Source organism: Nonomuraea antri (genome assembly GCF_013283785.1).
Classification (GTDB): domain Bacteria; phylum Actinomycetota; class Actinomycetes; order Streptosporangiales; family Streptosporangiaceae; genus Nonomuraea; species Nonomuraea antri.
Map to the genome: position 1 here is coordinate 19,478 of NZ_JABCPZ010000052.1, position 25,797 is coordinate 45,274.

The 25,797-nt window shown below is 66.5% G+C and carries 23 protein-coding genes; 10 read left to right on the top strand and 13 right to left on the bottom strand.

Going from position 1 to position 25,797, the window contains the following annotated elements:
• The first annotated feature begins 553 nt into the window (after positions 1-553).
• A complete protein-coding gene (locus HII36_RS19080) occupies positions 554-2,293 on the top strand; it encodes a serine/threonine-protein kinase (protein ID WP_328807784.1) in 1,740 nt (579 codons plus the stop codon).
• A 51-nt stretch (positions 2,294-2,344) separates the two neighbouring features.
• On the opposite strand, the gene HII36_RS19085 is transcribed toward HII36_RS19080, so the two are convergent.
• The 11 genes from HII36_RS19085 to HII36_RS19135 all read right to left on the bottom strand — a co-directional run bounded on the left by HII36_RS19085 (position 2,345) and on the right by HII36_RS19135 (position 13,143).
• Complete coding sequence (locus HII36_RS19085; RefSeq protein ID WP_173524564.1) at positions 2,345-2,947, bottom strand: YdcF family protein; 603 nt, start codon at positions 2,945-2,947, stop codon at positions 2,345-2,347.
• Positions 2,944-4,329, bottom strand: coding sequence for a helix-turn-helix domain-containing protein (locus tag HII36_RS19090; protein WP_173524565.1), 1,386 nt, complete (start codon positions 4,327-4,329; stop codon positions 2,944-2,946). The genes HII36_RS19085 and HII36_RS19090 overlap by 4 nt, the downstream gene beginning before the upstream one ends.
• Before the next feature lie 1,192 nt (positions 4,330-5,521).
• Positions 5,522-6,349 (bottom strand): phosphotransferase family protein, encoded by an 828-nt coding sequence (locus HII36_RS19095; protein ID WP_217369689.1) that lies wholly within the window; start codon positions 6,347-6,349, stop codon positions 5,522-5,524.
• Between the two features lie 110 nt (positions 6,350-6,459).
• Entirely contained in the window at positions 6,460-8,019 is a 1,560-nt protein-coding gene (locus tag HII36_RS19100) for a glycosyltransferase family 4 protein (protein ID WP_173524566.1), read from the bottom strand.
• Complete coding sequence (locus HII36_RS19105) at positions 8,016-9,065, bottom strand: Gfo/Idh/MocA family protein (protein WP_173524567.1); 1,050 nt, start codon at positions 9,063-9,065, stop codon at positions 8,016-8,018. Before HII36_RS19105 ends, HII36_RS19100 begins: the two co-directional genes overlap by 4 nt.
• 25 nt (positions 9,066-9,090) lie before the next feature.
• Positions 9,091-10,143: an NAD-dependent epimerase/dehydratase family protein gene (locus HII36_RS19110; protein ID WP_217369690.1), complete on the bottom strand. Its 1,053-nt coding sequence runs from the start codon at positions 10,141-10,143 to the stop codon at positions 9,091-9,093.
• A 13-nt stretch (positions 10,144-10,156) separates the two neighbouring features.
• Complete coding sequence (locus HII36_RS19115; RefSeq protein ID WP_173524568.1) at positions 10,157-11,056, bottom strand: class I SAM-dependent methyltransferase; 900 nt, start codon at positions 11,054-11,056, stop codon at positions 10,157-10,159.
• An 11-nt stretch (positions 11,057-11,067) separates the two neighbouring features.
• Positions 11,068-11,526 (bottom strand): cytidine/deoxycytidylate deaminase family protein, encoded by a 459-nt coding sequence (locus HII36_RS19120; RefSeq protein ID WP_173524569.1) that lies wholly within the window; start codon positions 11,524-11,526, stop codon positions 11,068-11,070.
• Positions 11,523-12,056, bottom strand: coding sequence for a dCTP deaminase (locus HII36_RS19125; protein ID WP_217369691.1), 534 nt, complete (start codon positions 12,054-12,056; stop codon positions 11,523-11,525). Before HII36_RS19125 ends, HII36_RS19120 begins: the two co-directional genes overlap by 4 nt.
• A 2-nt stretch (positions 12,057-12,058) precedes the next feature.
• Entirely contained in the window at positions 12,059-12,595 is a 537-nt protein-coding gene (locus HII36_RS19130) for a dCTP deaminase (RefSeq protein ID WP_173524571.1), read from the bottom strand.
• Positions 12,592-13,143: an AAA family ATPase gene (locus tag HII36_RS19135; RefSeq protein ID WP_173524572.1), complete on the bottom strand. Its 552-nt coding sequence runs from the start codon at positions 13,141-13,143 to the stop codon at positions 12,592-12,594. Before HII36_RS19135 ends, HII36_RS19130 begins: the two co-directional genes overlap by 4 nt.
• 326 nt (positions 13,144-13,469) lie before the next feature.
• On the opposite strand from HII36_RS19135, the gene HII36_RS19140 reads away from it, so the two are divergent.
• From HII36_RS19140 to HII36_RS19150, 3 genes are all read left to right on the top strand, one after another.
• Positions 13,470-14,771: a transcriptional regulator gene (locus tag HII36_RS19140; protein ID WP_173524573.1), complete on the top strand. Its 1,302-nt coding sequence runs from the start codon at positions 13,470-13,472 to the stop codon at positions 14,769-14,771.
• Positions 14,772-15,008: 237 nt separating this feature from the next.
• Entirely contained in the window at positions 15,009-15,290 is a 282-nt protein-coding gene (locus tag HII36_RS59210; protein ID WP_407940812.1) for an SSI family serine proteinase inhibitor, read from the top strand.
• 854 nt (positions 15,291-16,144) lie between these two features.
• On the top strand, positions 16,145-17,179 hold the full coding sequence (locus tag HII36_RS19150) for an AfsR/SARP family transcriptional regulator (protein WP_173524575.1): 1,035 nt from the start codon (positions 16,145-16,147) through the stop codon (positions 17,177-17,179).
• Between the two features lie 33 nt (positions 17,180-17,212).
• Here HII36_RS19150 and HII36_RS19155 read toward each other — a convergent pair whose 3' ends face one another.
• Positions 17,213-17,605 carry a hypothetical protein gene (locus HII36_RS19155; RefSeq protein WP_173524576.1) on the bottom strand — a complete coding sequence of 131 codons (393 nt, stop codon included), beginning with the start codon at positions 17,603-17,605 and terminating at the stop codon, positions 17,213-17,215.
• 242 nt (positions 17,606-17,847) lie between these two features.
• On the opposite strand from HII36_RS19155, the gene HII36_RS19160 reads away from it, so the two are divergent.
• From HII36_RS19160 to HII36_RS58680, 6 genes are all read left to right on the top strand, one after another.
• The gene (locus HII36_RS19160) at positions 17,848-18,684 is read left to right on the top strand and encodes an ATP-binding protein (protein WP_173524577.1); all 837 of its coding nucleotides are present in this window, start codon (positions 17,848-17,850) and stop codon (positions 18,682-18,684) included.
• 1,792 nt (positions 18,685-20,476) lie between these two features.
• Positions 20,477-21,592 (top strand): hypothetical protein, encoded by a 1,116-nt coding sequence (locus HII36_RS19165; protein ID WP_173524578.1) that lies wholly within the window; start codon positions 20,477-20,479, stop codon positions 21,590-21,592.
• Positions 21,593-21,742: 150 nt separating this feature from the next.
• Positions 21,743-22,747, top strand: a complete 1,005-nt coding sequence (locus HII36_RS19170) for a DUF932 domain-containing protein (RefSeq protein WP_173524579.1) — start codon at positions 21,743-21,745, stop codon at positions 22,745-22,747.
• Positions 22,748-22,829: 82 nt separating this feature from the next.
• Positions 22,830-23,228: a hypothetical protein gene (locus HII36_RS19175; RefSeq protein ID WP_173524580.1), complete on the top strand. Its 399-nt coding sequence runs from the start codon at positions 22,830-22,832 to the stop codon at positions 23,226-23,228.
• Positions 23,229-23,250: 22 nt separating this feature from the next.
• Positions 23,251-23,784 (top strand): hypothetical protein, encoded by a 534-nt coding sequence (locus HII36_RS19180; protein ID WP_173524581.1) that lies wholly within the window; start codon positions 23,251-23,253, stop codon positions 23,782-23,784.
• Positions 23,781-24,662: a ParB N-terminal domain-containing protein gene (locus tag HII36_RS58680; RefSeq protein WP_173524582.1), complete on the top strand. Its 882-nt coding sequence runs from the start codon at positions 23,781-23,783 to the stop codon at positions 24,660-24,662. Before HII36_RS19180 ends, HII36_RS58680 begins: the two co-directional genes overlap by 4 nt.
• A gap of 107 nt (positions 24,663-24,769) precedes the next feature.
• Here HII36_RS58680 and HII36_RS58685 read toward each other — a convergent pair whose 3' ends face one another.
• Positions 24,770-25,714: a restriction system modified-DNA reader domain-containing protein gene (locus tag HII36_RS58685; protein ID WP_173524583.1), complete on the bottom strand. Its 945-nt coding sequence runs from the start codon at positions 25,712-25,714 to the stop codon at positions 24,770-24,772.
• Positions 25,715-25,797: the final 83 nt, after the last annotated feature.

Genomic DNA, 25,797 nt, shown 5'->3' on the forward strand with positions numbered 1-25,797 from the left:
TGTTCGTGCCATGGAGCAACTATGAACGAAAAGCTACTCACAGGCCCAACTAACGCAGCGCACAGCTGAGCTTCCCCGAGATCTCGGAACACTGGACTGCGTACGCGCGGAGCCGGTTGCCAGACTGCTGGGCTCCGTGGTCTGCTGACCGCAGCCGAGTTGGTCAACGGCAAGATCTTGCCGAGGCCCAGTGAAACCTTCGCCGGGATCTCCTTCTCGTGCGGTGGCTGGGCCTTGTCGCGCGGCTGTCATCTGTGGGCGAAGTCGGCGGAGATGAGCTCGGCAGTCCCGTTGGCGTGTTCCTGGGCGTCCGCGGCTCGGGGACGTTCCTCGATCATTCAAATTCACAATTATCTCTGCTCGCGCCCTTTTGTTTCCCTCTCGACATCATCAGCTGAGTGGGATAGAACCACCTCTGTACTTTCCGCATCATGGCCGGTATCCGCCATGCTTCGCCCTCGAACGGAGACCGGTGGCCTCTCACGTCCAGCCCACCCCAGCGCTGCTTCCGCTCACGGGGGAAGACCCACACCAGATCGGCCCCTATCGTCTCGTGGGCCGCCTTGGGGTTGGCGGAATGGGAATCGTGTTCGCCGGGGTCGACTCCCGTGGAATTCGTACTGCAGTCAAATTAGTACATCCATCGCTCTCTTCTGACACGGAGTTCCGGACAAGATTCGCGCGGGAGATTTCGGTTTTGCGTCGAGTCGGAGGAGCGTGCGTTGCACGAATTCTCGCCTCGGATGCGAGCGCCGCGCAACCGTGGCTGGCTGCCGAGTACGTGCCCGGTCCGACGTTGGAGAGTCGCGTCAGGTCATACGGCCCCCTTCAGGGTGACGAACTGTACGGCTTAGCCGCCGGCCTGGCCGAGGCACTAGTCGCTGTGCACGCCCAGGGAGTCGTTCATCGTGATGTCAAACCTTCGAATGTGATTCTTTCGCCGACAGGCCCGAAGCTGGTCGACTTCGGGATCGCCCGTGCGCTCGATGCGACTGTCATGACTCGGACGGGAACTTTCGTCGGCTCGCCCGGCTGGGTAAGCCCCGAGGAGTACTCCGATGTTCCGGCGGGACCGGCTGCCGACGTTTACGGCTGGGGGCTGCTTGTTGTTTACGCGGCAACGGGGCTTCCGCCTTATGGCGTCGCCCGACCGGAAGTCCTTGCGCTCAAGGTTCTCCGCGATGATGTGAACACTTCGGCGGTACAGGGTCTGCTGCGTGGAATTGTCGACAGGGCGCTGGCGAAATCTCCCCCTCGGCGGCCATCCGCTCAGGAGGTGATGAGCGCAGTGGCCGCGGCATGGCGGAGCCAGCACGGAGAAGCGCCGACCCCACAAGCCGACGCAGCTGCCGATATCACTGCCCGGCTGGACAGAACGTGGGTGATGAACGCGTGGGATACGCCTTGGCCGACCGACCATGGCCCTGCTATCGCAGGCCGCAGCCGTAGGAAGATCATCGCGGCCATTGCCGTGACCGCTGTCGTAGGAGCCGGAACTGCGGTCGCGCTCAACCTTGTCCCCGCAAGGACTGATCCGTCCGTTCACGGGCTGAACCCGGTCACCACACCCACACATGCAGCGATGTCGGCGAAAGCGGCCGCGAGCCCGACTGCCGATCAGAGCGCAACTCCGCGGCCCGCTTCCTCACCCGCACAAGCACCACCGGCCACGAGCGCAGAGCTTGCCGCGGCTCTCGACTTGGCGCTTGCCAATACCCCCGCGGCAGCGTTCACGTTCGAAGGCGGGTTCACCCAGAGCAGTTCGGGCAGCAGGACGAGCGGGCGACTTCTCAATCACGAGAGTCAGGATGACTTCGACATGAGGGTCCGGCCCTACGACAGCCCTGAGGCACGCTACATCGTCTTGCGCAGTTCGTCCCTCTACCGGAACAAACCCCACGCCAACGCTGAAGATCTGCTGACGGTACAGCCGAGCGACCTCAATTGGTACCCCCTCATGGTCGCGGCTACGGCCGGACCGTCGATCGTTCGGGAAGTGGTCGCGCACGGTACGCGTATGAAGCGGAAGGGCCGTACCTACACCGGAACTCTCGCCGTTGAGAACACCAATGGGCTCCTGCGCTCTCTCTTTAGCTCATGGCTGGGCGGCGATGTCGCCGATGTGAGTCCCGATTCGTATATTACGTACAAGCTGACCATTGATCGTAATGATCGACCGATGAAGTTCAGTGTCGCATGGTCCGTGCCCGTGGGAAACGGTGGGATTTACAAGTCGGAATTCACCACTCTGTATCGGGACTGGACCTCGAGGGGAGCAATATCTAGGCCTTAAGGAATTCGGTCGTCCTGCGCTTGGGGCTAGAGCTGAGGCGAAGGCCGTTCCTCAATGCCAGGTTCCTTGAATGAGGCGTGCATCCTGGAAGCTGCCATCGGCGACGCGGCGTGAGACCTCCTCCCATTCGCGGATCACTCGCCGCTTGCCATCGGGGATGGTCGGCCAGTCTTCGCGAGTCACGGGCTTCCCGGCGTAGAGGGGGTCCCAGGTGATGGCGTGGAATGCCCCGATCTCCGGTACGAGGGTCTTCAGTACGTGGATCGTGCGGCGGTGGTACCACTTGCCCACGGCAGTGATGGTCAAGCCGGCTTTCAGGGCTTCGTGGAGGAACGGCAAGGAGAACTCGACGTTCTGCCAGGTGTTGGCAGACCGATCCTCGCACCGGATCGCGTCGTCGGGAACGCCTCGCTCGAGGAGGAGGCGGCGGAAGGTGCTTCCTTCGACGATGCCGTTGTGACGGTTGACGCCACCAGTGGCGATGATCAGCGGGGCGAGCCCACGGTGGTATTGCTCGGCTGCGATGTCTACGGGCGGGACCTGGTTGGTGCCGAAGAGGATGAGCGCGGTCGGCTGGTCCTGCGGTGGAGGGGCTGCGATGTCGACGAATGCGGTGATGGTGGCGATGTGGTCGGGGCTGAGATCGTCGGTCATCCATGGTCCTCAACGACGACGGGTCCGGGCAGTTGCGTGCGAGGCTCTCGCACAGCGGCGAGGGCTTGCAGGTAGCGCGTGTGATAGTCCGCTGCTTGGCGGGCGTGTGCGAAGTGCTGTGTGAGTGCCTGGTCGAGCTTGCCTGCGAGCACCATGGTCGGCCATGCGGGACGGGTTCCGGCCAGGGCGGCGTGGGCGGCGGCGGTCGATTCGTCCAGGTGTCCGAGCGCGGCCTGGGCGAGGGCGAGGATGAGCAGGGAGCGGGCGTAGCCGGACGGGTGTTCACCGCGGTGGCGTGCTTCTGGCTGGTAGACAGATTGGATGACGCGCTTGGTCGCGGTCACCGCTTCGCGGTGATGGCCGAGGAACAGCAGGGATGTGGCGGTGTAGGGCGGGTCTTCGGCCAAGGCGATCGAGAAGGCGCCGACCTCGGGGGTCCGCGGGGGAAGCGTTGCGATGGCCTGGCCTGCTTCACGTCGGGCGGCGGCCATGCCGGTGGCGTCGCCGGCCGTCGCTGCCGCACGCATCTCTTGTGAGGCCAGCTTGGCGTGGATGACGGTCCCTCGGGGTGCGCTCTGCCGGCCTTTCGCGGCGAGCACGGCTGACTGGCGTGGCTGCCCCTGGTACCAGGCGATCATGGCCTTGGTGAGGGCGGCCCACGCAGCCAGTTCGGGTTGTCCTGCTTCTTGGCCGCGGTGCTCGGCGTCGCAGCACCAGACGCGGGCGGCTGCGTGCTCGCCCAGGTCGCAGGCCGCTACGGACAGCAGGTGGGAGAGCCAGCCGTTCGCGATGACGAGCTCTGTGCGCAGCGGTGCGGAGCCGGCGGTGTCGAGGATGGCGCTGGCGTAGGTCCTGACCGTGAGGAGTTCGTCATAGACGTCCGCCGGAGGCTGGGAGCAGATCGTCAGCGCGTAATGGTCGATCAGTTCGCCGAGGCTGTCCACCACACTGCTGAGACGGTCATTGCCGATCACGTTGAGCGCTTGGACGACGCGGTGGTTCGCGTGCTGGTTCAAGGCGGGCATGGCGGCGGCCGCTGTGAGGCCATGTCTCAGGAGGGTCCGGCGTAGCACGTCGCTCACCTGCTCTGCGTCGTCTCTCGACGAGCCAGTGTAGGGAGCGGGAGGGAGCTTCTTCCTGTCCGGCGCGTTCTTCAGCGTCGTCACGTCCACGTGGAGGACGTCCGCCAGCGCGGGGAGCCATGAGGTCGGCCTGACGCGGCCTTGTTCCCATCGGCCGATCTCGTGCCGGGTGAGGGTGAATGTGCCGGTGATGGCGCACAACCCGTCCGCGACCTGCTGCTGCGTCATTCCGGCGGACTTGCGCAGGTGTTTGAGCAGGTCCGGAAGTGGGAGGTTCAGAGCTTCCACCTGGTGGTCCATTCCGGTCGGCGTGTGGGCATGGTGTGGGCACGCATCGTGTGCCCCTCCATCGTCTCCTCAGCCGGGGGGATGCTGCACAAGGATCGCCACGGCGAGCCCGAGCATCGGGTTCCGGGCAACGGAGACACCGCACCTATTGGACTAATTGAGGTACACGCCGATGAACGCCGTCACCGTTTCGCCGGGTAACGCCCTCGCCTCTATGGAGGGCATGTCATCGCTGATCGATGTTGGACGAGCCACCGTCCGGGACGTGTCGGGATTTCGTCTCGTCGAGAAGCAGTCTCCTCGAGGCCATATGCATCGCGTGGCAGTGACTTGCTCTGGTATGGCCCGTTCGTCCATGCGCAGCGCTGCCGCGCGATACGCGGTCGGCCCGGTGTCCGCTCCCCGCCGAACCGCATCAATGGGCGCAGGCCGGGCGCACCTGCTCGCGTTCGGCCTGCGCCCGCTGATGGCTGACGACTTCTTCCAAGGCAGTCCCCGGCGGGTTCGGGTGAGACGCGGCTTCTCATGGGCTGTTCTGCCCTCTACGCATTCGCCGACTGAGATCGCCCCGCCCTGAAGTTCAACCATCCGCATGCTGGCTCGCCGCTTCTGACCACCCTTTGCAAGGCCCGGGCGCCTTGCATCTCGCGCAAAGGTCATGCCGATGGATTCCGGGATCGTTCTCGCGCTCCTACAGGTCACCAAGATCCAAACAGGGTTCGTCCGCGGGTCGACGGGCGTCGCTTGCGGACCCGTTCCAGCTCCCCGCACGGTCTCCCGCCAGCAACCGCAGTGGGAAGGAGTCACCGATGACGAAAACCCGCCGCAGCTCGCGGCCGGCTGAGCTCGCGTCGATGTTCGAGTGGGAACCGCATGAGGGGTGGCGCGGGAGCGGCAGAGTGAGAGTCGTCGCCACCTCTTGCTGCGGGGTGTATGAGTTGGCGTCGCAAGGCGGGGAGTACTTCGTGCTGCGCCAGGACGGTAGGGGCGGCTACGAGGAGACCGGCCGGGGCCGCCACAGCCAGGCGGCAGCCGTCTACCGGAGCATGGTGCAGGAACATCGCCGAACCCATCATCCAGGGGAAACGCCAGAGTATGACCCCCTTGTGGACCACTAAGGCGTGGCCACGTGAACGAGAGGGTCAAGCTCAACGAGGTCCCTCGCCTTCCACGGCAGGCATAGGGCGATCAGGTGGATGGGACGCTATGCATCAAGGAGCGCGAGGACGCGGTCGGCCTGTCGCTGGAGTGCACCAGGTGGGTTGCGGGAGGCGAAGGGGCCGTCCGGGCCGAGCATGAGAAACCATCCGAGTGCGAGCAGCCGGCGGAAGTCGCGTACACGGATGGCTTCGAGCGGTGCCAGGCCAAGGAGGGCCAGGAGGTTGTCACTGTCGAAGTGGCCATCGATGTGGGAGATGTGCTCCGCTACTTCGGCCAGCTCGAAGGCGCGATCACTGCTTCCCGAGTCCTCCCAGTCGATGATGCGGACCTGGTCTGTGGCCGCATCCCAGAGGTAATTGGCGAGGTTCCCGTCCGCCAAACCGAGAACCGGGGGGAGCGGGTTGGTGATGAGTTCGTCGGGAGCGGTCGTGGCCAGCCACGCAGTTCCGCGGGCGAAGGCTTCCGACACGCGAGGGTCCTTGCCGAGGTCGGGCTTCTTGTCGGCCCACATGCGGACCTTGGCCACCGCGGCGGCGGGATGCCACGCGGCGGCCGGGAGCGCTTCGACGGCGTGGAAGGGGATGGCTTGGTGCAGGCGGGTCAGGGCGGTTGCCATCGCGGCGAGGTGCTCGGTCTTGGCACGCCGGCCCCGGAGCGGGACGCCGGGCAGGCGGCTCATCACGATGGTGGGTGGATCGGCCGTGAGGGCGGCCTGAACCGGTGTGGGGGCGAGGCCGGGGGCGTGTTCGGCCAGCAGCGTCAGTGCCGCCCACTCGCGTTCGGGCTCACGCCTGTCCCACGATCGGTATCGCTTGATGACGGTGTCGTCGCGCATGTCGATGTGGTGCGTGGTGGACTGCCCGACGCTCACACGATCGCCCCTTCTGCCGGCGTCTGTTTCATCCTGCCTGGTCGACCGGCGGGAATGGGGTCGAGGTTAGCGCAGGTCATGACCGGCGTCGCACGGGTTGGAACAACGGGTCATCGGTCTCGATGTGCCTCTTGGTACACGTCCTCGTAGCGGTCGGCGACCCGGGACCAGGCATATCGCTGACGGACGAGCTGGAGGGCGTTGGCCGCCCTGCGGGTGCGCTCGTCGCGGTGGGTGAGTGCGGTGAGGAGAGTCTGGGCGAGATCCTGGACGTCGTCCGGCTTGACCAGCCACCCGTTCGCCTGGGGTCCCTGGGCAGTGATCAGAGTCGCCGGTCCACCGGCCGCAGCGGCGATGGGGGCAACCCCGCAGGCGGCTGCTTCGATGTAGACCATGCCGAAGCTTTCGTTGACCGCGGGCGCTGCCATGAGGTCGGCGCAGTTGAGGCCGGTGGGGAGCTCGTCGTGCCCGCGCCAGCCGAGCAGGTAGACGTGCCGGTCCAAGCCGAGCCTGCGCACCGTGTCGTAGGGATGTTCGCCTTCGGCCTCGCCGGGGTACCCGCCCCACAGCAGCAGGGCAGGAGCTGGAGAGGTCTCCTTGATCACTGCGGCAAACGCTTCAAGCAGCAGAGGCAGCCGTTTGACCTGCTGGTAGCGGCCGACCCAGAGCACAAGAGGCCGCAGCCGGCCTTCGGTGGTGAGCAGGCTGCCGAGGTCTTCGTCGGTGTAGCGGATGCTGCCTGGCGGCTGTCCCGGTGTCCACCCTTGCGGATCTTCGACGAGCCAGTGGCGTAGCAGCGCCAGGCGTTGTCCCTCGGTGAGGTGCTGTGGGACGAAGCGGGTGATGTCCACGCCGTTCGGGATGACGGTGATGTCGTCGGCGGGAATGTCGAGAAGCCGGCTCGCCTCGCTGCGGTCGCTGGCGGAGACCACGACGAGACGGCCCGTCTGACGGGCATAGGCCTGCATGCACGCGGCCCAGACGTCGGCGTATGCCCAATGCCGCCAGTCCACTGCGTGAATCTTCGCGCCGAGTTCGGGATCGGCTGATGCGGGGAGCAGGACGGCGAGGGCGTCGTGGCGGGCAGTCGGGTCGGGGTGGCGGCAGGCCTGAGCCAGCGTGGCGAGCGGCACCTGTAGTTCGGCGGCCAGCCGGGCGTGCTGTTGTGCCTGGTCGAGCAGTTTGAGATCGGTGCCGTGCAGGGTGGTCACGCGGGCAGCGCTGGAGTAGGCACGCGTGACCACGGCCTGCAGTTGGCTGAGATGGTGGATGTGGACGACGTCCGCTCGCGAGCTTCGATGCGCGGTCAGATGCCTGGTCCAGGCACGGATCAGGTGTTGTGTCGTGTGCGGAGAGATGGCGGTGAACATGCGATCAGGGGCGTGCGGGCCTCGATCCTCGTAGGAGGGGTGGAAGGGAGAGGCCTGTCCGTCCATGCCGCTGCCGCCTTGAGCGTAGGTGGTGGCTGCGGGCGTGTAGTCCATGGCCGCCACGTCCAGCCCCTGATAGAAGCTGGCGGCGTGGCTGAGTTCGCCTGGTTGACCGAGGGAGCCGCATAGAACGCGACAGTTGTGCGCGCGGCGCACGAGTTCTCCGTTGAGGTAGCGGATCACTTGGGCTGAGCCGCCTCGGGGGAAGAACTGGACGACGGTGTCGATGGTGAATGTCACGAGCTGGTCCTTTCGGCGATGAGGAAGGCGGCGAGTCCGTGATCCCTGCCGGGCCAGGACACCGTGGCGCTGGTCCCGGTCCGGGCGGAGCTGAGGATCGCCTCGGTGGCGGCGACTGCAGCAACGCCTTCGCGCAAGGTGACCAACTGGGCGGGCAGCCCCAGAAGTGCGTCGCGAAAGGCGAGGTTCTGGACGTGAAACGGCTCGAGACCGGATACCTGGAATCGGGTGATGGAGCCGGCGTCCATGCCGGGGAAGCCGTTCCGCAGACCTCGGTCGCTGCCGAGGGCGGCATTGGTGGTGTGGTCGACCGTGCGTGTGATCGCGTCCACGGTGACGCAGCCGGCGCTGGTGAAGAGAGTGATGGTGCGCTCCTTGAACGGCGCGATCCTGCTCAGCTGGAGGGTGGCGAGCACGCCGTTGTCCAGCACGCAGGTGGCAGTGGCGAAGTCTTCATGGGGCCCGCCGCTGATGTGCGCGATGTGTGCCGTGACGGATCGGATGCGACGCCCGGTGAGCCAGGTGACCAGGTCGACGTCATGGATACCGATGTCGGTGACCACGCCGACGTCTCGGATCCGGTCGGGGAACGGGCTGTGCCGGCGCGTGGCGATGGCGTAGATGGAGCCGTAGTCTCCTGCGTGCAGGCGTCCTGCCAGGTCCCGGATGGCAGGATTGCGCCGTTCGGTGTGGCCGACGCAGGCCATGAGACCTTCATGGTCGAAGGCGTCGGCAAGGCGTACTGCGGCCGCCAGGTTGGAGGCGAGCGGCTTTTCGATGAGGGCGTTGATTCCGGCAGCAGCCAGCATCAGTCCGATCTCTTCGTGGGTCTCTGTCGGCGTGGCGACCACGCAGTAGTCCAGGCCGAGGTGGAGGAGCTGCTCCATGTGGGTGGCCTGGTGCAGGGACGGATAGCGCGCGAGCTGCTCAGGGTCGGAATCGGCGACCGCGACCAGGTCGATCCCTTCCATTCGGCTCAAGACGCGGGCATGGACGGTCCCGGCCCAGCCGAGGCCGATGACCGCAGTGCGAAGCGTTCTCTTCATCAGAGCGGATCACCTGTCCAGGGTGTTATCGAGCCGACTTCCAGGTGGCGACGCGGTCGCGCTCGCCGGGCAACCACGCGGGGATGGCGCCGGGAGTCGCGTGCAACCAGGACAGGTAACGGGTGACGCCTTCGGAGACCGTGATCGTGGGCTGCCAGCCCAGCGTCTCGGTCATGCGGGTGATATCGGCTCGGCCTCCGAGCGGGTCGTGAAGAGGCCGGGGGGCGGCTTCGAACTCCGTCCTTGGTAGGTGGTCGCGGACCAGCTCGGCGACGTGGCGGACACTGGTGGTCAGGCCGGTGCCGATGTTGAACGTGGCGCCGCTCGCTGCGGGGGCGACCAGTGCCAGGCAGATGCCGTGGGCCGCGTCGTCGACGTGGACGAAGTCACGCACCTGGCGGCCGCTGTTGTTGAGCGGCAGCCGTTGCCCGAGCGTGGCGTACATGCAGAATTGCGCCACCACCCATGACCAGGCGCCTGGTTTGGGGATCTGTCGTTCACCGTAGACGGAGAAGGGGCGGACGATGCTGTAGTCCGTGCCGGCTGCCTCCAGCAGGTGCCTGGTGTGGTACTCGCCCCACAACTTCGCCGATGCGTACGGATTGAGCGGGCTCATCGGCTGGTCTTCGACGAAGGTCTGCACTTGGTCGAGGCCCTCCGTGCCGTGGCCGTAGACCTGAGCTGAGGAAATGAAGACGAGTCGGCGGACGTTGCCCGCCGCGGCGGCTTGCAGGACGTGGTGGGTTCCGGCGGTGTTGGCGCGGAACGCGGCGTCAGGATCGCGGCTGCAGCCGGCCACGGTTGAATGGGCGGCGGCGTGGACGATGAAGTCGCTTCCCCGGGCGAGCCGCCGCAGAAGGGGCATATCGTTGATATCGCCAAGCGTCAGGCCGGGGCTGGTGGGGCTGATGCCCAAGGTGGCGTAGGTGGCCGGGTCGTAGCCGGACAGGTTGTCCAGCACGATGGCGATGGCTCCCAACGACTGCAGCTGACGAGCGATGGCCGCGCCGATCAGCCCCGCTCCACCGGTGATCAGAACTCGGGCGTCCCTGAGTCCGACCAGCATGGACGTGCTCATGTTCGGACCTCCCTTACTGGCAGACGAAGGAGCCGGTGAACTTGGTGACAGCGAAATAGCCGTCCCTGTCGATCGCCTGCTGGACGTATTCGCCAGCCCGTTCACGCAGTTCGGTGAAGAAGCCGGGCTCGAGGCCGTCGCCCGGCCGGGAGGCGGCGCAGCAGTAGTTGTGGGCGGCGTAGAAGTCGAGGAAGGGACCGACGGCGGTGAACCGCAGCTGGTCCTGCCAGGTGACGAGCTCGACGGTGGCGAAGTACGGAGCGAGCTGTTCGCGGCCGTTGTCCAGGGAGATCCGCGCCTTCGGCGTGGCCTTGAACAGATGAGCGGGCGCATCCATCTGCTTCATGGCAGCGAAGTGGACCCCGAACATCTCCACCATCGAGTCAGGTCGGTCGGTGGTGACGACGAACCGCCCGCCGGTGGCGAGAACTCGTCTCACTTCGCGGAAACAGGCGGCGATGTCGGGGACGTAATGCATCATGTAGATCGCTGTCACCCGATCGAACACGTTGTCGCTGAACATCGACAGGTCGTCGGCGCTGCCTTCGATCCAGTCGCACGGGGTGGCGACGCCGGCGAGACGCTGCCGGGCCGCGTCGAGTACGCCGGGGGCGATGTCGAGGCCGACGACCTGGCCCTGGGGCAGGTGCGGGCGGATCTGCTCGGCGATGAAGCCGTTACCGCAGCCGAGATCCAGCCACCGCTCGTTGCCCGTCAGAGCGAGCTGGTCGAGCAGATGGTCGACCAGGGTGCGCGGATTGGTGCGGAACCTGTTGTGGGCCAGCTGCTTGCCGTCGAGCATCCGGGTGTCGGCGAAGTATCGGTCGCGTGCGTCTTCCGCCGACAGTTCGAAGTACGCCTGGGGGACTGTCTCGGCGGCGAGCTTGTCCAGTTCGGGGGTACGAAAGTCCATCTCTCTTCCCTTCAGGAGCGCACGTGCGATGAGGCCCACTTGGACCCGACGTATTTGTGCGGAAGCAGGTGGGCCAGGGGCATGACCGAGCCGCCGCGCGGTCCGGGGACGACCACGGTCAAGTCGGGGGCATGGTCGAGCAGCAGTTCCCGGCACAGTCCGCAGGGCGGGACGAGCCGGGCGGGTGCCGTCTCGCTGGGCTTGGGGTGGCGTACCGCGGCGACCATGACGAGCGGCGCATTGGTGGCCATACGGGCGACGCCGAGAGCGACGGCTTCGGCGCAAACGGCTGCTCGTCCGACCATCGCGTCCAGGTGCAGGCCGACGTGGACGCCGCCGTCACGGTCGAGGATGGCGGCGCCGATCTGATGGCGTTCGACGATGTAGCGCGCGGCGATCAGCTTCCAGGCAGCGGAGATGACCTGGCGGCCCTGTCCGTCATCACATGTCAGGGCAGCGTTGAGTGTCATGCGGGCGCCGCCGTCGCGGAGAGGAAGTCGCGGTGGATCTCCGACTCTCGCGGACCCCGCGCGCCTTGGTATTTGCCGCTGTAGAGAGTGATGTCCCCTCGGGCGGCCCAGAACGTCACCTGCCCGATGAGCAGGCCGGGATAGATGCGGACCGGCTGTACGGCGTGCAGTTGGAGCGTCCATTGGTTGTGCGAGCCGATGTCGATCAGATCGGCGGTGACGTGCACGAACAGCCCGAGCCGGGCGATGCCGGAGCGGGCCCTGATGATCGGCACGTAATGGTCACTGCCCATCACTTCCAGGGTGTGGCCGAGGTAGATCCGGTCGGGTTCCAATACCAGTCCGGTGGAGGCGAGCTGTATTTCGGTGACCGCATTGGGCTCAGCGACGTTCAGCACCGGGTCGGTGTAGGTCTTGATGGTCGAGCCGAGGCGGAAGTTGTAGCTGTTCGGATTGACCTGATCGGGGGTGAACGGATCGATGGTGATCCGTCCGTCCCGGTGCTGGCGGACGATCTCCGCGCCAGTCAAGATCATCGAAAGCCTCCGGAGGACGAGGTCAGCAGGCGTGGCGGTGGAGTCACCGCGGTGGAGAAGGAGCCGAAGTGGCCGTCGTAAGGGCGGATCGGGCCGGCGGGAACCCAGAACGACACCTGGCCGACGATCATCCCCGGGTACACCCGGATCGGCTGGACGACGACGATCTCCAAGGTCCAGCGATGAACGGCGCCGAGATTCCCCAGATCGGCCGAGACCTGCAGGAACACGCCGAGCCTGCCCAAGGAGGAGCGGCCGATCAGAGAGGGCACGAAGTGTTCGCTGCCGATCCGTTCCAGCGTGGTTCCCAGATAGACCCGGTGAGGATGGAGCACGATCCCGGTCTCGGGGATGGCGATCTCGTGCGTGGGATGGTCCCCGAGTGGGTCGATCACCCGGCTGCGGTGCAGGCGCAGCGTCGGCCCGAGCCGGTAGTTGACGCTGTTGGGATTGACCAGTTCGGGCTCGAACGGCTCGATGACGATGCGGCCTGCGGCTTGTTCGGCGGTGATTGCCTGGCCGGTGAGGATCATCCCTTGTCCAGCCTCTTGATGAGGGTGGCCGCCTCATGCCGCAAGGCGGTGAGCGTGCTGTCGTTGGCCACTCGGTAGTGCGGCGTTCGATCGATCGGAGCCTCACTGGGATGATCCTCTCGCCCAGGAGTGAGGTCCCCGCGCCCCTGCTTGCGGGCTTGACGTACCGCTTCAGGCGCCTGCACCTCCACCAGGATGAATCCGAGCCGCTCCACGGCAGCCACGTCGGGCGCGCGCAAGTCGTCGCACACCAACCCCGTGCCGGGAGCGGCCGACGTCACCCGGGCGGCGAACAGGTCGGTCAGCGAGGCCGAGTTGATGCGGCGAAGATGACCGGCCAGGTCGTTGAGGAGCAGTCCATCCTGTTGCGAGGCAGACAGCATCGGCCGCCCGGCGAGGGTGTGAATCAGTGACTGGAGTTCATAGAGCGGTGCGCCGATCTTCACGATCGCCGCCGAAATCCCTGCCTTCTCGAATTCCTCGACCAGCAAAGTGGCAAAGGTGGACTTGCCGGCTCCAGGCAAGCCGAACAGGGCGATTCTGTGCATGCGAGACAGACTCCTCCGCGGGAGTAGGACGGGACGGCCCGCACTGAGACGTGCGGTGCGGCCGCTCTCAAGGAATGGAGGGCAGTGCCGCCGAAGCAGAAAGTCGTGCTGTGGCTATGAAAACCGGCTGCCAGGGCACTTGCCAGAGATCACGTGTAGTCTCTCGCTCGCTGGTTGTAGTCTCTCGCGCCAGGTGTCTGGGCGCCTTGATGAGAGCGCGAGAAGGTGAGAGTGCTGGAACGCACGCCCACCCCCTCGGGAGCAGCGTTATGACAGGAGCGGTCACGAAGCCGCACCCATTGACGGTCTTGCGCAATGAGCTCGGCGTGTCCATGGCCGAGTACGCATGTTTGCTGGATGCCAAGCATCGGTCGCTGGGTTTCGGGGCACTGGCCCATCAGCGGCAGAAGATCTACCGCTGGGAATCTGGCCGCGCCTCGCCTGAGCCTTCGGCTCAAATGGCCATCGCGGAGCTGCATGGGGTCCCAACCGCGCTGGTGAAGACGGTTAAGTGGCCAGACTGGCTGGCCGCCGCACTCAGCAGGACAAATAGGACTCCCAGCTTCGGGGATCAGACAGTTACGGTGGAAGTGCTGACTGATCTCGCAGGGGGAGGCCCGGTGGACCGGCGGAAGTTCCTGATCATGTCGTCGGCTGCTCTCGGAGTCTCCATCGCCGGCTGGCAGGATGCTGTAGCCGCGATGACCAGCCCGGTCTCGACCGGTCGCCGGCAGATCACGCCGCACATGATGGACCATCTCGAGGTCCGCCTCGATCACCTTCGCCACCTGGATGACGCGCTCGGCAGCGCCCAGTTGCGCGGGTTGGCCATGGCAGAGTTCGGGTTCATCGTGGGCCTCGTGCAGGAGGCGCGCTTCGACGAGCACACCGGCCGCCGCTTGTACTCCGCCGCCGCCGAAGCCGCACGCTGCTGCGCCTGGGTGCACTTCGACGACGGCTATCACGCTCAAGCTGAGCGCTACTTCGACGCTTCGCTGCGCGCCTCCGCAACCGCCGGAGATCCGCTGGTAGGCGCCTATGCATTGTCATTTCGTGCGATTCAGCACTACACCGCGGGTGATCCGCGCGATGCGGTCGCCCTCGTCGAGGCCGCTCGCGCGCAGACCAAGCGCAAAGCGACTCCCCGGTTTCGCGCCATGCTCGCCGCCCGTGCGGCACGCTCCTACTCCAAGGCGGGCGACAGGCGAGCCTGCGCTCGCGCTCTCGACGATGCGCGCGATCTGCTTGACGCCGGCCCCCATGATGACGACCCGAGCTACCTCTACTGGGTCGACCGGGGAGAGGTCGAGATGATCGCCGGGTCGTCCGCGCTGGAACTGGGCGATCATCGAGAGGCCCTTCGTGGTTTCGACGCCGCGATCGATGCCAACTACGCGGGGGACGAGCAGTATCCCCGGACCCACGCCATTTACCTGGCACGGGCCGCCGATGCTCACCTGGCGCTGGGCGACTTCGACCAGGCGGTCACCGTCGCCGAGCACGCGGTGCGCTGCCTCGGCGGAGTCGACTCGGCTCGCTCCACCGCCACGATGGATGATCTACGCGGCAAACTCACGGAGCACAGGCACGTTCGGGTGGTCGGCGAGTTCCTGGAGCTGACGGCCTGAGTCGCCGCGCGTGCCTCGCCTGCGGAAAGTGGGCTTCGCCAGGTCGCCAAGGGCTTACCGTGCAGACACCAGACGGAGTTTGATAACTGAGAGTAGTCTTGTTGAGACTCAAAGTTGTCACCAACTTCTGGAGAAGTCATGCGTCGATCTCTTTTCGTGGTCTGTGCTGCCATCGCATGTGTCCTGCCGTCCGCCTCTCCCGTCCATGCTGCGCCGAAGGAAAACGGACTCTTTCTGATGGTTTCTGGCAAGCAGGGGACCTGGCTCAGAGCGATCGGTATCTACTGCCCGGGCCGAGCCGATCAGCATCCGTACGGAAGCGTCGTTTGCGATCTGCTGGCGGACGTCAATGGCGACTTCGATCGACTCCCGGGGGATGCCCACCTCTGTACCAATGAGAAGGACCCGGTCACTGCGACTGCGACGGGTACATGGGGGAACCGGCGCATATCCTGGAAAAAGACCTTCTCAAACGCCTGTTTGCTCGACGAGGCAACTGCGCCCGTTTTTCGGTTCTGACGGGTTTCGGTACGTGTGAAGACTTTATAGAGACCGATGAAAGTCTTGGCGTGGCCGGCTTCATATCCATGATCAAGAAGGGGTAGGGAGGCTGATAGACAGGTGGTGATCTAAACGTCTCTTGTGGAGGGTGCCCGATGACTCGGCAGAATTCTCCCACGAGAGATAAAAGTGGATATGTGCGTTCCCTGGCCTATTGCCCTCTTTTGGCTGCCGTTGCAGCTGGCGTCTTCCTAGGTAGTGGGTCGCAGGCGAGTACGGTCGTTGGGCGGCAATGCGCGGAAGTTCAAGGGCCCGGCCGAGAGATGTTCGACATCGATAAATGGTGCGCCGCGATCACCGATGACTTCCTGAGCGGGCGACCGATGGATGTGGTGGGTCGCTTGGAGGAGGCTCGTCGGCCCTCTGCTTCCTCAGCACGTCCACGCATCCGGACGAACACCTCACCTGTCAGACCTGACATTGCCGGCACCAGGACGGCACCGGCGCAGGAATCGCGACCGCAGGCGAGAGCAGGAGCGCGCAGGGGAGAGAGAGTGCGCCCGTCAAGCCGGCGGGAGGGGGACGCGGGGGCAGGCGACCGGAGGCAGGTCACACAGCCGCGACCCGGCCGGATCAGGGAGGCAGAGGGGAGCCGCCGGCACCGGCTCAAGGGGTACCGGCTTGCACTCGGGCGCTTGCTCCAACCGACCCCATCGGCGTCTTCCCCGACGGTCGTACGCTCGGTACTGCCGCCTGCCAAGCCGACCGGCGCCGTCGGTCTCCGGCCCAGCGCACCAGGCATGCATCCCACCGGGGAGCAAGCGGCTCATGGAGCCTGGCCGGCCCTGGGGGGAGCCGCAGTCTTCGCTCTGATGGTGATGCTGTTCACCGGACTGCTGATCCGCTGGGTGCGGGTGCGCATGGCGAGAAACAAGTCAGGTGCTGCCAGTTCTTCGGCCAGTACTGGTTTGCCTGGGGAGGCCGTGTTGACGGAGGCGTCGGTTGCCGCGGCGCCGGCTGGCTCGATCCGTGGGGATTCCGGCATGTGTGAGAAGGCAGGGGCGCTTTCGGTAGTCCTCGATTCGGACTGCGGGATCCGTCCCGAATCCATGGTGACGTCCCCTGTGTCCATTCGGCCCGAGCCATCCGTGCCGGCAGTGACAACGTCCTCACCGGGCTTGGCGAAGGTTCAAGTACTGGGGGCCATGCGGGTGACTGTGGCAGGCCAGGAGGTGTCGTTCGGTCGGTCGGAGGGGCGTGCCCTGTTCGCCTTGCTGGCCACGTCGCGGGAGGGGGAGCCGTCGAGCGCTGTGATCGATCGGCTGTGGCCGGGAGAGGAAGAGCGTGGTGCTCGCCGGTTGGAGACGGCGGTGCGGGATATCAACGGCTCCATGCGTCAGGCGACCGGGCTTGGGGCAGATGTGAAGTTCGTGGTGAAGGCGGGGCAGCGACGGCGGTTGCCGGCGGCCTACTTCGATGTCGACTGGTGGCGGTTCGAAGAAGCGTACGACCACGCCAACCGCGTCAGCGATGAAGCAGGCCGACGGGAGGCGCTGCGGCAGATGCTCGATCTGTATCGAGGCCCTCTTCTCGCCGACCGCGACGAGGAATGGTGTCTCCAACTGCGTCAGGCTGCTGTTACCCAAGCGGCGCGGGCGGCGGCACGGCTGGCTGAGTTGGAGCGCAAAGATGATCCCGACCGCGCTCTGCAGACTCTGACATGGGCAGTGGAACGCGTCGATCCCTACAACGAGCTGTTGTGGTGCCAGATGATGACCATCCAAGGCGAGCTGGGAAAGCTGCCCGCGGTGGAGTGGACGTTCCGACAGCTCACCGAGCAGCTGGCGGAGATCGACGCGAAACCTGGCCCCCAGGCGCGCCGTACGTACCAGTCCTTTCTGGGGTGACTGCGAAGAATCCGGGAGTCTGATCGGGCCTCGTCAACGCTGTCCCCGAAGGAGAAGGCGCTGACTCGGCGGTGGATAGGTGCCCAGCGTCTCAGAGGAGATGAGGCGTACGGGGGCAGTGCCGTAGATGGCAGCAAGCAGGATCAGGGCGTGGGCCGGCGGGCGTCGTCCGGCCTTTGGCCAGTTCTCGTAGTCGTAGAGACGTGCCTCGCGCAGGGTGGCGGTGTTGGTCGGGTCGAGGGCGGCGTAGGCGGCGATGACCTGACCGGCGGTGAGCCCGGCGACGTAGCGGTAGAGCCGTAGTGGGCTGGCCGGATGGTCGAGGCTGAGGATGACGGCGATCTGGTCGACGGTGAAGCCGTGTCCGCGCAGCAGGCGGCTGCGTCGGCGGCAGTCCAGGAGGGCTTGGTAGCCGGTGCCCGACATGGTGTTCTCCGTTCGGCACGTGGGCGTTGGGTGGGTGGAAGGTAGGGCCCCTCGGATGAGGGGCTCAAGCTGCTGGTTGGGGTGATCGACAAGGCCGGGCGGGATGACGTAGCGGGGTTATCGCAGGTCGTCAGCGCTGGCGGGGGCGAGGGGCGGTGGGGATGTGATTCGGGCACGGAGGTGGGTGATGGTGCTGGCCGCTCCTGGATGGACCAGGGCTGTGTCGCGGAGGTGACCGGCGGATGAATCAGCACCACAAGCAGCAGGCGCAGGATCAGCAGGTGTACGGCGGAAGCGATCGCGGTCTCTCCGCGTATGGGCAAGTGGGCGAGGAAGGCGGCGGTTGGCGTCGAGCGGAAGGCTTTCCTGAGCTTCAGCCGGGCCCTGTGCTGGCTGCTGCTCGCCGCGGGCAGGGGTGGGAGGGGATGTGGCGGCGGGCGTTCATCGGCCGAGCGGATCAGGCGGCTCCCGCCCGTCGTCTGGTGAGGTTGCTGCTGGACGACACGGGGTGCGCGGAGGACGCCGAGTGGGTGGCGGCGGAACTCATCAGCAACGCGCTGCTGCACAGCCGTTCGGGTGAGGCCGGGGGCCTGTTCGTGGTGGAGGTGGCGCGTACGGCGGAGCGGGTGCGGCTGTCCGTCTACGACCTGGGCGGTGGGGTGGTGCCGGACTTCGGCCGGGCGATCGAGGCGGCCCGGGAGCGCCCGGGACAACGGGAGGGCGGATATGGGCTGCTGGGCGTGGCCGAGCTGGCGGCTCGGGTAGGGGTGAGCGGGGACCGGATCAACGGGCACGCGGTGTGGGCGGAGTTCCATCTTGTGCCAACCGGCCCGGGATCCCTTTCGCAGCTGAGCGAGCAGAAGGCGCTACCGGCTCGCACGGCCGTCGGCCCTGCGCACCATGAGCAGAGCGTGCTCCGGTTGGGGGCCGATGAGTCGTCGGACGGGTCGCGAGATGAGTTGCCCGAGGCTGCGACCAAATGGCTGCCCCAGGATGTCGCGCGCGCCCGCTGGGGGCAGGACGGAGGGCAGGACGGAGGTGGTCTGGACCCTTCGCTGCCGGCGCAGGAGGCGTCGTGAGTGAGGGAGCGGACCAGGTGTCCGCGTTCGGCTGGGAGCCGTGGGCCCGGAGGGAACTTCAGCGACTGCGCCAGGACTTCCCGGGTTGGGGATTTCTGGTGCTGCACTACCGGTGGACGGCTCTGCGCGGCAAGCAGACGCTCGTCACCGCATCCGGGCCCGACGCGTTGCGGACGGCCTTGCCCGCTCCTGCCAGCGGAGGGAAACGGTCCGAACGCGTCAGCACCGTGGTAAGGCCGAGCGTTGATCAGAGGCAGGTGTCGATGGAGGCTCCCAGGTCGGCCGACGTGGGCCCGAGCGGCCCTGTTGCGGCCGATACGGGCGGGGCACGGCTGTTGCCCGCGTGCCGGACGGGGACCGGCACGCGGGCCATTGATGGCGTCCCGGTGAGGGATGCGGGCTGGTGGCCGCTGCGCTTGCTGTGGTCGCGACGTCATCCCCATGCACCCGGCGAGCGCCTCCATGGGCGCCACCAGCAACGAAGGCGTGCCCGGCTCCGCTAAGGAACCGCCGTCGCCGTCGCTGCCCATTGTTCAGCTGATAGGGGTGTTGCGCTCGCTGAGCAAGGTCAGCAGATGGGGCGTGAATCGGTGTTGCGCTCGCTATTTCCTTTTCCTGTCGCAGCCGGTGTTGCTGCTGAGGGCGACTCGCCGAGCGATCCTCGTTTTTGCAGGTCAGGCCGGTATCGATCGATGCGGTGGCCGCCCCGACTCGCCTAAGGGCGAGACATGAATATGGGGGCGGCCCCGTGGGCAGGCGCTGGGAGTTGCCTTGCCGTTTCGCGGTGTCTGCTCGTCATGCTCCGGGAGCCGACCGGGTTGTCGGTTCTTGGTCAGCCGGATGCCGGCTTTGCCGACCCCGCTCGTGATGGCTGAGCAGAATGTTCGTCTGGAGCGGGTGGTCAGTGGTGGCGGCATGTGCGGCCCCGGCCGCCTGGTAGACGAGCCGGGGTCCGACGGCGGTGCGGCGTGTCAGCTGACAGCGGGGGCGCGGGCCGGATGGTCATGGTGTACGTGTCGCGGCGTCCGTGCCGCGCTGCCCCGCGCGTGCGCGGCTATCAGGGCCGCCACGGCGGCGGGCGGGGTGTGCGCGGGCATCGGGGCACGCGGGGCGCTGTCGGTGGCGTGAGGGCCGTCAGGGGTAAGCAGTCCCTTCGATGATCAGGGTGACCGTGGGTGGACCGGTAGGGCCGGCTGAACGCTTGCCTGTCGGTCGCATGGCCCTGGGCCATCAGTGGAAACCGTGTTTGGTCAGGGGGGTGAGTGATCACGGCGTCGGTTCCGTTCAGGGACTATCTGGGGCTGTAGGCCGACACCCCGTATGTGTGGTCAGCGGTCATGAGGATGTCGTCGTTCTCGGTAATCACGAGTCGTATCAGAAGGGCTTCCTTTCGTTGTGATTTCCGGGTGGCGTCGCCCTTGTCCAGTAGGGAGATGTCTATTAACCAGAAGCTTCCACCTGTGAAATGGACGTCGCGGCATCGTTTGCCGTCGTTCGGATGAATATTGGGCGACCCGCATTTTCGCCGCTTGTCAAGGGCTGGCGGCGACCTGCTTGCGAGATGTTTTCCCAGCTAGTTCGAGGCGTCGCTAGGTTAGCCTCTCCAGCCGTTGCGGTGAGGAAAAATATTCCGCGTTCGCTTGCGATGGCCAACAATGCGAGACATGGTCGAGCTCCAAACGAAACACCGGCCCGAATGTGAGGTCGGAACACGCGGAAAGGGAGCGCGTCAATGGCCATTCAATCACTCGAAATTCCCGCCACGGAACCTAACTCCGATGGTGTTTCAGACGTGAGGGGAATCGAACGCCACACGGGCCTGGACGTCCCCGACGGACCGTCCACGGGTGAGGCCATGGCCGACGGGTCGAACGCCCGCCAGGAGGCGGTGTGGGCGGCGCTGGCGGTGAACGCAGGGGCGTCCGCCACGGTGATCGGTACGGCGGCGGGAATGAGCCGCGTGGCGGCGAGCAAGATCCTCAACCAGCTCGAAGCAGAGGGCCGGGCCAGGCGCGAGGCGGGCGGCCGTGACGGTCAGGGGCGCGGGCGGACCCCTGACCAGTGGTACCCCGTCACCGCTGACCCGGTAGACGCGGATGACACGGACAGCCTGCCCGTCTCGGCCTCGGACCAGGCGCCGGACGTCACCGGTCTTCCCGAGACGGACAGGGACGGCGATTCGGCCGCCTCTGACGAGCCGGTGGAGGAGATGGGAGACGGCATTGCCGGACTAGACAAGGAGCCGGACGGGGAGGTGGCTCTCGCGCAGATCGCATCGCCGGACGGGGAGAGCTCCGACGCCGGGCCTTCGAGTTCTGACGCGCCCAGCCAGGCCGCAGAGGAACCCGAGGTCGACTCCTCCCCGACCGTTGTGGGCAATGCCGACGAGAAGACGGGCGACGAGAGCGCGGGCGAGCCGGACGCGGAGCCGGTGGTCGTACCCGAAGCGGATTCAGCACGTGCTCAGGCACGGGCCGAGCTGATCGAGCTCGCGGATCTGATCATGGGAGCTGCTTCCGCAATGGACGGCGACGAGGACGCGGTGCTGGCCCTGGGCCGGTTGGAGATGGCCATGGCCAAGGCACCTCAAGCACACCGCACTGCCCGCGCTGTCCTGACCGGCATCGACCCCGCGCCCGCCCGGAGCGGATCGGGTCGCACCGGCACCCGTAGCGGAGGAACCGCCGGGGCGGTGCGGCACGGCGGCCTGCGGGATCGGGTGCTGAACCACCTGACCGAGCACCCGGGAAAGGACTTCACCCCGTACGAGATCGGGCGGGTACTGGACGCCTCGTCTGGGGCGGTGGCCAACGCCCTCGACCGCCTGGTCAGCCTCGGTCAGGCCGAGCTGACTTGCGAGCGCCCCCGCCGTTTCGCTCTCGCCGACAGCGCGACTTCCGGCGACTGAGCCCCTGGTGTGGGTGGGGCGCTTCTCCGGCCCCGCCCACACCAGCCGGGGCGGTCACCACTACGGGTCGTGCGTCTCGCGCGAGCTTGCCCCGCCCCATCACCCGTTCCTTCACACCCGTTTCACCACCTGCCTTGGGAGGCACCTGTCATGGCTCACGAGATCGAGATCTTCAACGACGGTTCTGCGGGGTTCGCCGCCGCCGGACGGCCCGGCTGGCACCGGCTCGGCTACACCGCGCCAGGCCCGATGACGGCCGAGGAATTGCTCACCAACGCCCAGCTCGCCGGGTGGAACGTCCGCAAGGTCCCGGTCGGCACCGTCACCGACCCCGACACCGGCCAGCCCATCACCTCCGACGAGGACTTCATGATCGTGCGTACCAATCCGGTCTCCGGTCAGCCCGAACGTCTCGGCATGGTGGGCAAGGACTACAAGATCGTGCAGAACGAGGAGGTCGCCGACTTCCTGCAGACCCTGGTCGACGAGTCCGGTGCGATCTTCGACACCGGCGGCTCGCTGAACGGCGGGCGACGGGTGTTCGTCACCATGCGCCTGCCCGAGCCGCTCATGGTGGGCGGTCACGACCGGCTCGACCTGTATCTGGCGGCATTCTCCCGGCATGACGGATGGGGCGCGTTCACCACGGTCGCAACTCCGGTGCGGGTGGTGTGTGCGAACACCGAACGCGCCGCGCTGCGCAACCACGCCTCCATGTTCAAGGTCCGCCACACCGGCCATATCGCGGGACGGATCACAGAGGCGCGCGAGGCGCTGCGGCTGACCTGGCGGCATGGCGAGGCGTTCGCCGCCGAGGCCGAGAAGTTGCTGGCGATGCCGATGGACGTCAAGGAGTTCCGCCAGTTCGCCCACACCCTGCACCCGCTGGCCCCGGAGGCCAAGGAGCTCACCCGCAAAACACACGACCTGGCGATGCGCGAGCTGGAGTGGCTTTTCACCACCGCGCCCACCCAGGAGCCCATCCGAAACACCCGCTGGGCCGCCTACAACGCCGTCACCGAGCGGCTCGACCACCGCAGCCCGGTGATCGGCAAGCGCGAGGCCGCCGTAGTACGGGCCGAGCGCGCCCTTCTCAGCGACCACGACAACACCAAGACCAAGATCCGCGCGTTCAAGCTGCTCGCCACCGCCTGAACCACCGCCGACACAGGTACGGCCCGCACCTCAGGGCCGTACCGTGCCTGGCATCTCCACCTCGTTCACGAAGGAGAAGACCATGGGACAGCTCGAAACGCTGGCCACCACCCACCACACACGAGCAGTACTCGAGTGGTGCGAGGCGGCCGACACCCTCGCCAATGGCGCAGAAAACTGTACGGCGGCGCACTCCGAAGACCTCGCCCGCCTCGCCGTCGCCCAGGCCGTCTACGGCTGGTGGCAGCAGGTCATGGACCTGATCAACGGCGACGACCTCGATGGCGGCGAGGCCATCATGCGCATCCGTCGCCAGGCCGAGCGGCGGCTGGTCACCGGCAGCCCGGTGTTGTACGGAGACCTGTTCGGCCAGGCCATGCTCCAGGCCCGCCGCCAGGCCGCCCAGCAGTTCCTACTGGACACCCAATCCCTGGCCGACGCGCTGAACCTCTGCCCTGATCGCAGGCAAGTGCAGCCCTGACCCCACCACGGAAAGGATCACGATGGACATCTCAACCTGCCACCACAACGCACCCGATCCGAGCCACCACGGGGCAACCACACAGGCCGCCTCCGGGCCAGCGCACCCCCGCCCGGCCGATGAGCTGCACGGGCGAACCCTCAAGGCTCTGATCGCCGCCCAGGACGCCGCCGAGGCAGCGGCAGCCGAGGCCGGGTACCTGCTTCAACTCGGACAGCGACTGACCGGCGAGCCGCTGTACGAAGCCACCTTCACGCAGGCGGTACGAACCTGGTGGGAACTGGTCGGCGAGCAGATCTGCCAGCGGCAACTTCACGCTGATCACGCCTTGCGCCGGGTGCGCTCGTGGGCGCGGACCTATCTCACCGGCGAACCTCCTGCCCGGGGGGCTGGCTCGTTGTTCGACCACGCCCTCGCACATGCCTCCCGAGCAGCCGCTCGCCGTTTCCTGGCGGCCAGCGGCGAACTGCTCGTGGAGCACGCCGTCCAGCTCAGCAGCGCCGCAGGCGGACTGGAAGACGCCATCAACGGCACGGGTACGGGGAGGGCGTCGTGATCGGCCCGCACGCCTCGACCGGCCCAAGCTGGAGCGAGCCCGAAGGCCACCTCGGCAAGGCCGTGCAGCACCATCGCGCCACGGCTGAGACCGCCGTGGCAAGCCTGGCCATGCGACTCCACGACGGCCAGCGACTGTGCGCCGAGCACCTCTACGAGGGACTCCACGCCCATCTCTCGCGAAGCTGGTGGAGGCGCCTCGCCCAGTACGGAGAGCAGCATCTGGGCATCGCCCGGGCCATGGCCAAGTTCAGCTTCTGGGTCGGCAGCTACCTCACCCACGACTCGCCAGCCATCACGCTGGAGGACGCGGCTTCCGAGAGGGCCCTGGCGCTGGCCCACCTGGACTACGCGCTGGCACTCATCCGATGCACCGCTGCCCGCGACTTTCTCCACCTGGCTGAGAAGGCCGCAGAAGACGCCGGCCTTTGTCAGAAGCAGAACCCGAAACGGAGCGGGGCGGGTGAACGCGCAGCCGTTCTCGCCTACAAGAACACGACTCAAAGGAGCCACGAGATGAATCCCACCGCGAAGCCTACGATCGAGACATTCCAGATGCTGGCGTGGAAGTGGAACGTCACCGCCGCCAAGCAACTGACGGCCGACCGCGCGCCCACGGGTGAGCTCGACCCGGAGAACTGGGCGGGCATGCTGCACCTCATCCGCATCGACCACGCCCACGCGGCGACAGTAGACCTGACCCAACCGCTGATCGCGGCGCCGATCCCTGACACCGGCTACCTGATCATCGACGGCTGGCACCGCATCCACAAGGCGCTCACCCTCGAGATGAACAGGCTCCCGGTCATCGTACTGACCGCTGAAGAGGAACTGGCCTGCCGGATCCACGGCGGCGAGAAGGGGCAAGGCTGGCGGTAGCCCGGTCCGGTGGCGCAGGTGGTCTGCCCCGGTCACGCACCTCGAGTGCGGGGCCGGGGCACACCTCCTGCACCACCGGGCCCGGCCTCGAGGCCGGCCTGTGAGCCTCACAGCTCATAGGCAGGTCGCGCCTTCCGCCGTTGCTCAAGCTCGGCCCGCACCGACGCAAGACTCCGTATGCCCTTGCTGGTTTCGATCTCCCAGAAGGTCCAGCCGTTGACGTCGTACTCGGTCACTGCCTTACCTGCGCCTGAGAGATACTCGTACGCCTTTCCGTCGTACTGGATAGATCCGTCCGAGTTGAGAGTGGCCTCAGCTGGATGAGGGGTGGCAGTGGAATAGAGCCTGGCTCCTGGTTGGAGCAGCCCCGCCTGGATGAGGTCGAGCATGGTGGTCTTATGGCGGGCCTTGGTGCTCTGGGCTGGGCGACGATCTTCGCCATCTCCCGTCGCCCGTGTGGTCTCCGACATGAGCAGCTCGTAGGGCGGGACATGGTCTCTGTTCTTGGCGCGAGTCGAGCGGGAGGGACGTACGGGGGCTGGAAGGCTGAGGTTGTGGCCGATGAGATGCAAGGCGCTGAAGATCGGGCGGAGGTAGTCGGTCATGCCGGCTTGATCGTCCAGATGCAGGGTGCGATCCTGGGGCCGGTTGCCGTTGTGCAGGTGGACGAGGTCGGCGCGGACGAGGATGTCGTAGAGGCAGCCTTCGAGCCAGCCGACCTGGCTGGTGTGAAAGGGATCTTCGGTGACGCGCCGGACCAGCAGAGCGCGGTACCAGTGGTCGCGGCGGCGCAGGTGCGTGCGCAGGCGGTTGCTCAGGGTGCCGGGAGCCGCCTTGCCGACGTACGCGCCCCATGCCCCTGTGCCGTCCGGACGATCCAGGAGAACGTAGACACCGGTCACGTCCCAGATGTCGTGGAGGTTCTTGGCGTAAGCCCGTTCGACCACGGCAAGTCGCAAGACCGAGTCGTCGGTGCGGAGTTCCAGGAGCCCGTTCAGCGCATGGGGAATGGTCACTCTGAACGGTGATGCCTTGGCAGCTCGCGCATCCACTCCGAGTCTCCTTCGGTCCTGAGCCGTTTCGAGATCTTCCCGGAGAGTATCGGAACCATACCGGAGCGTGACCAGCGGTTGAT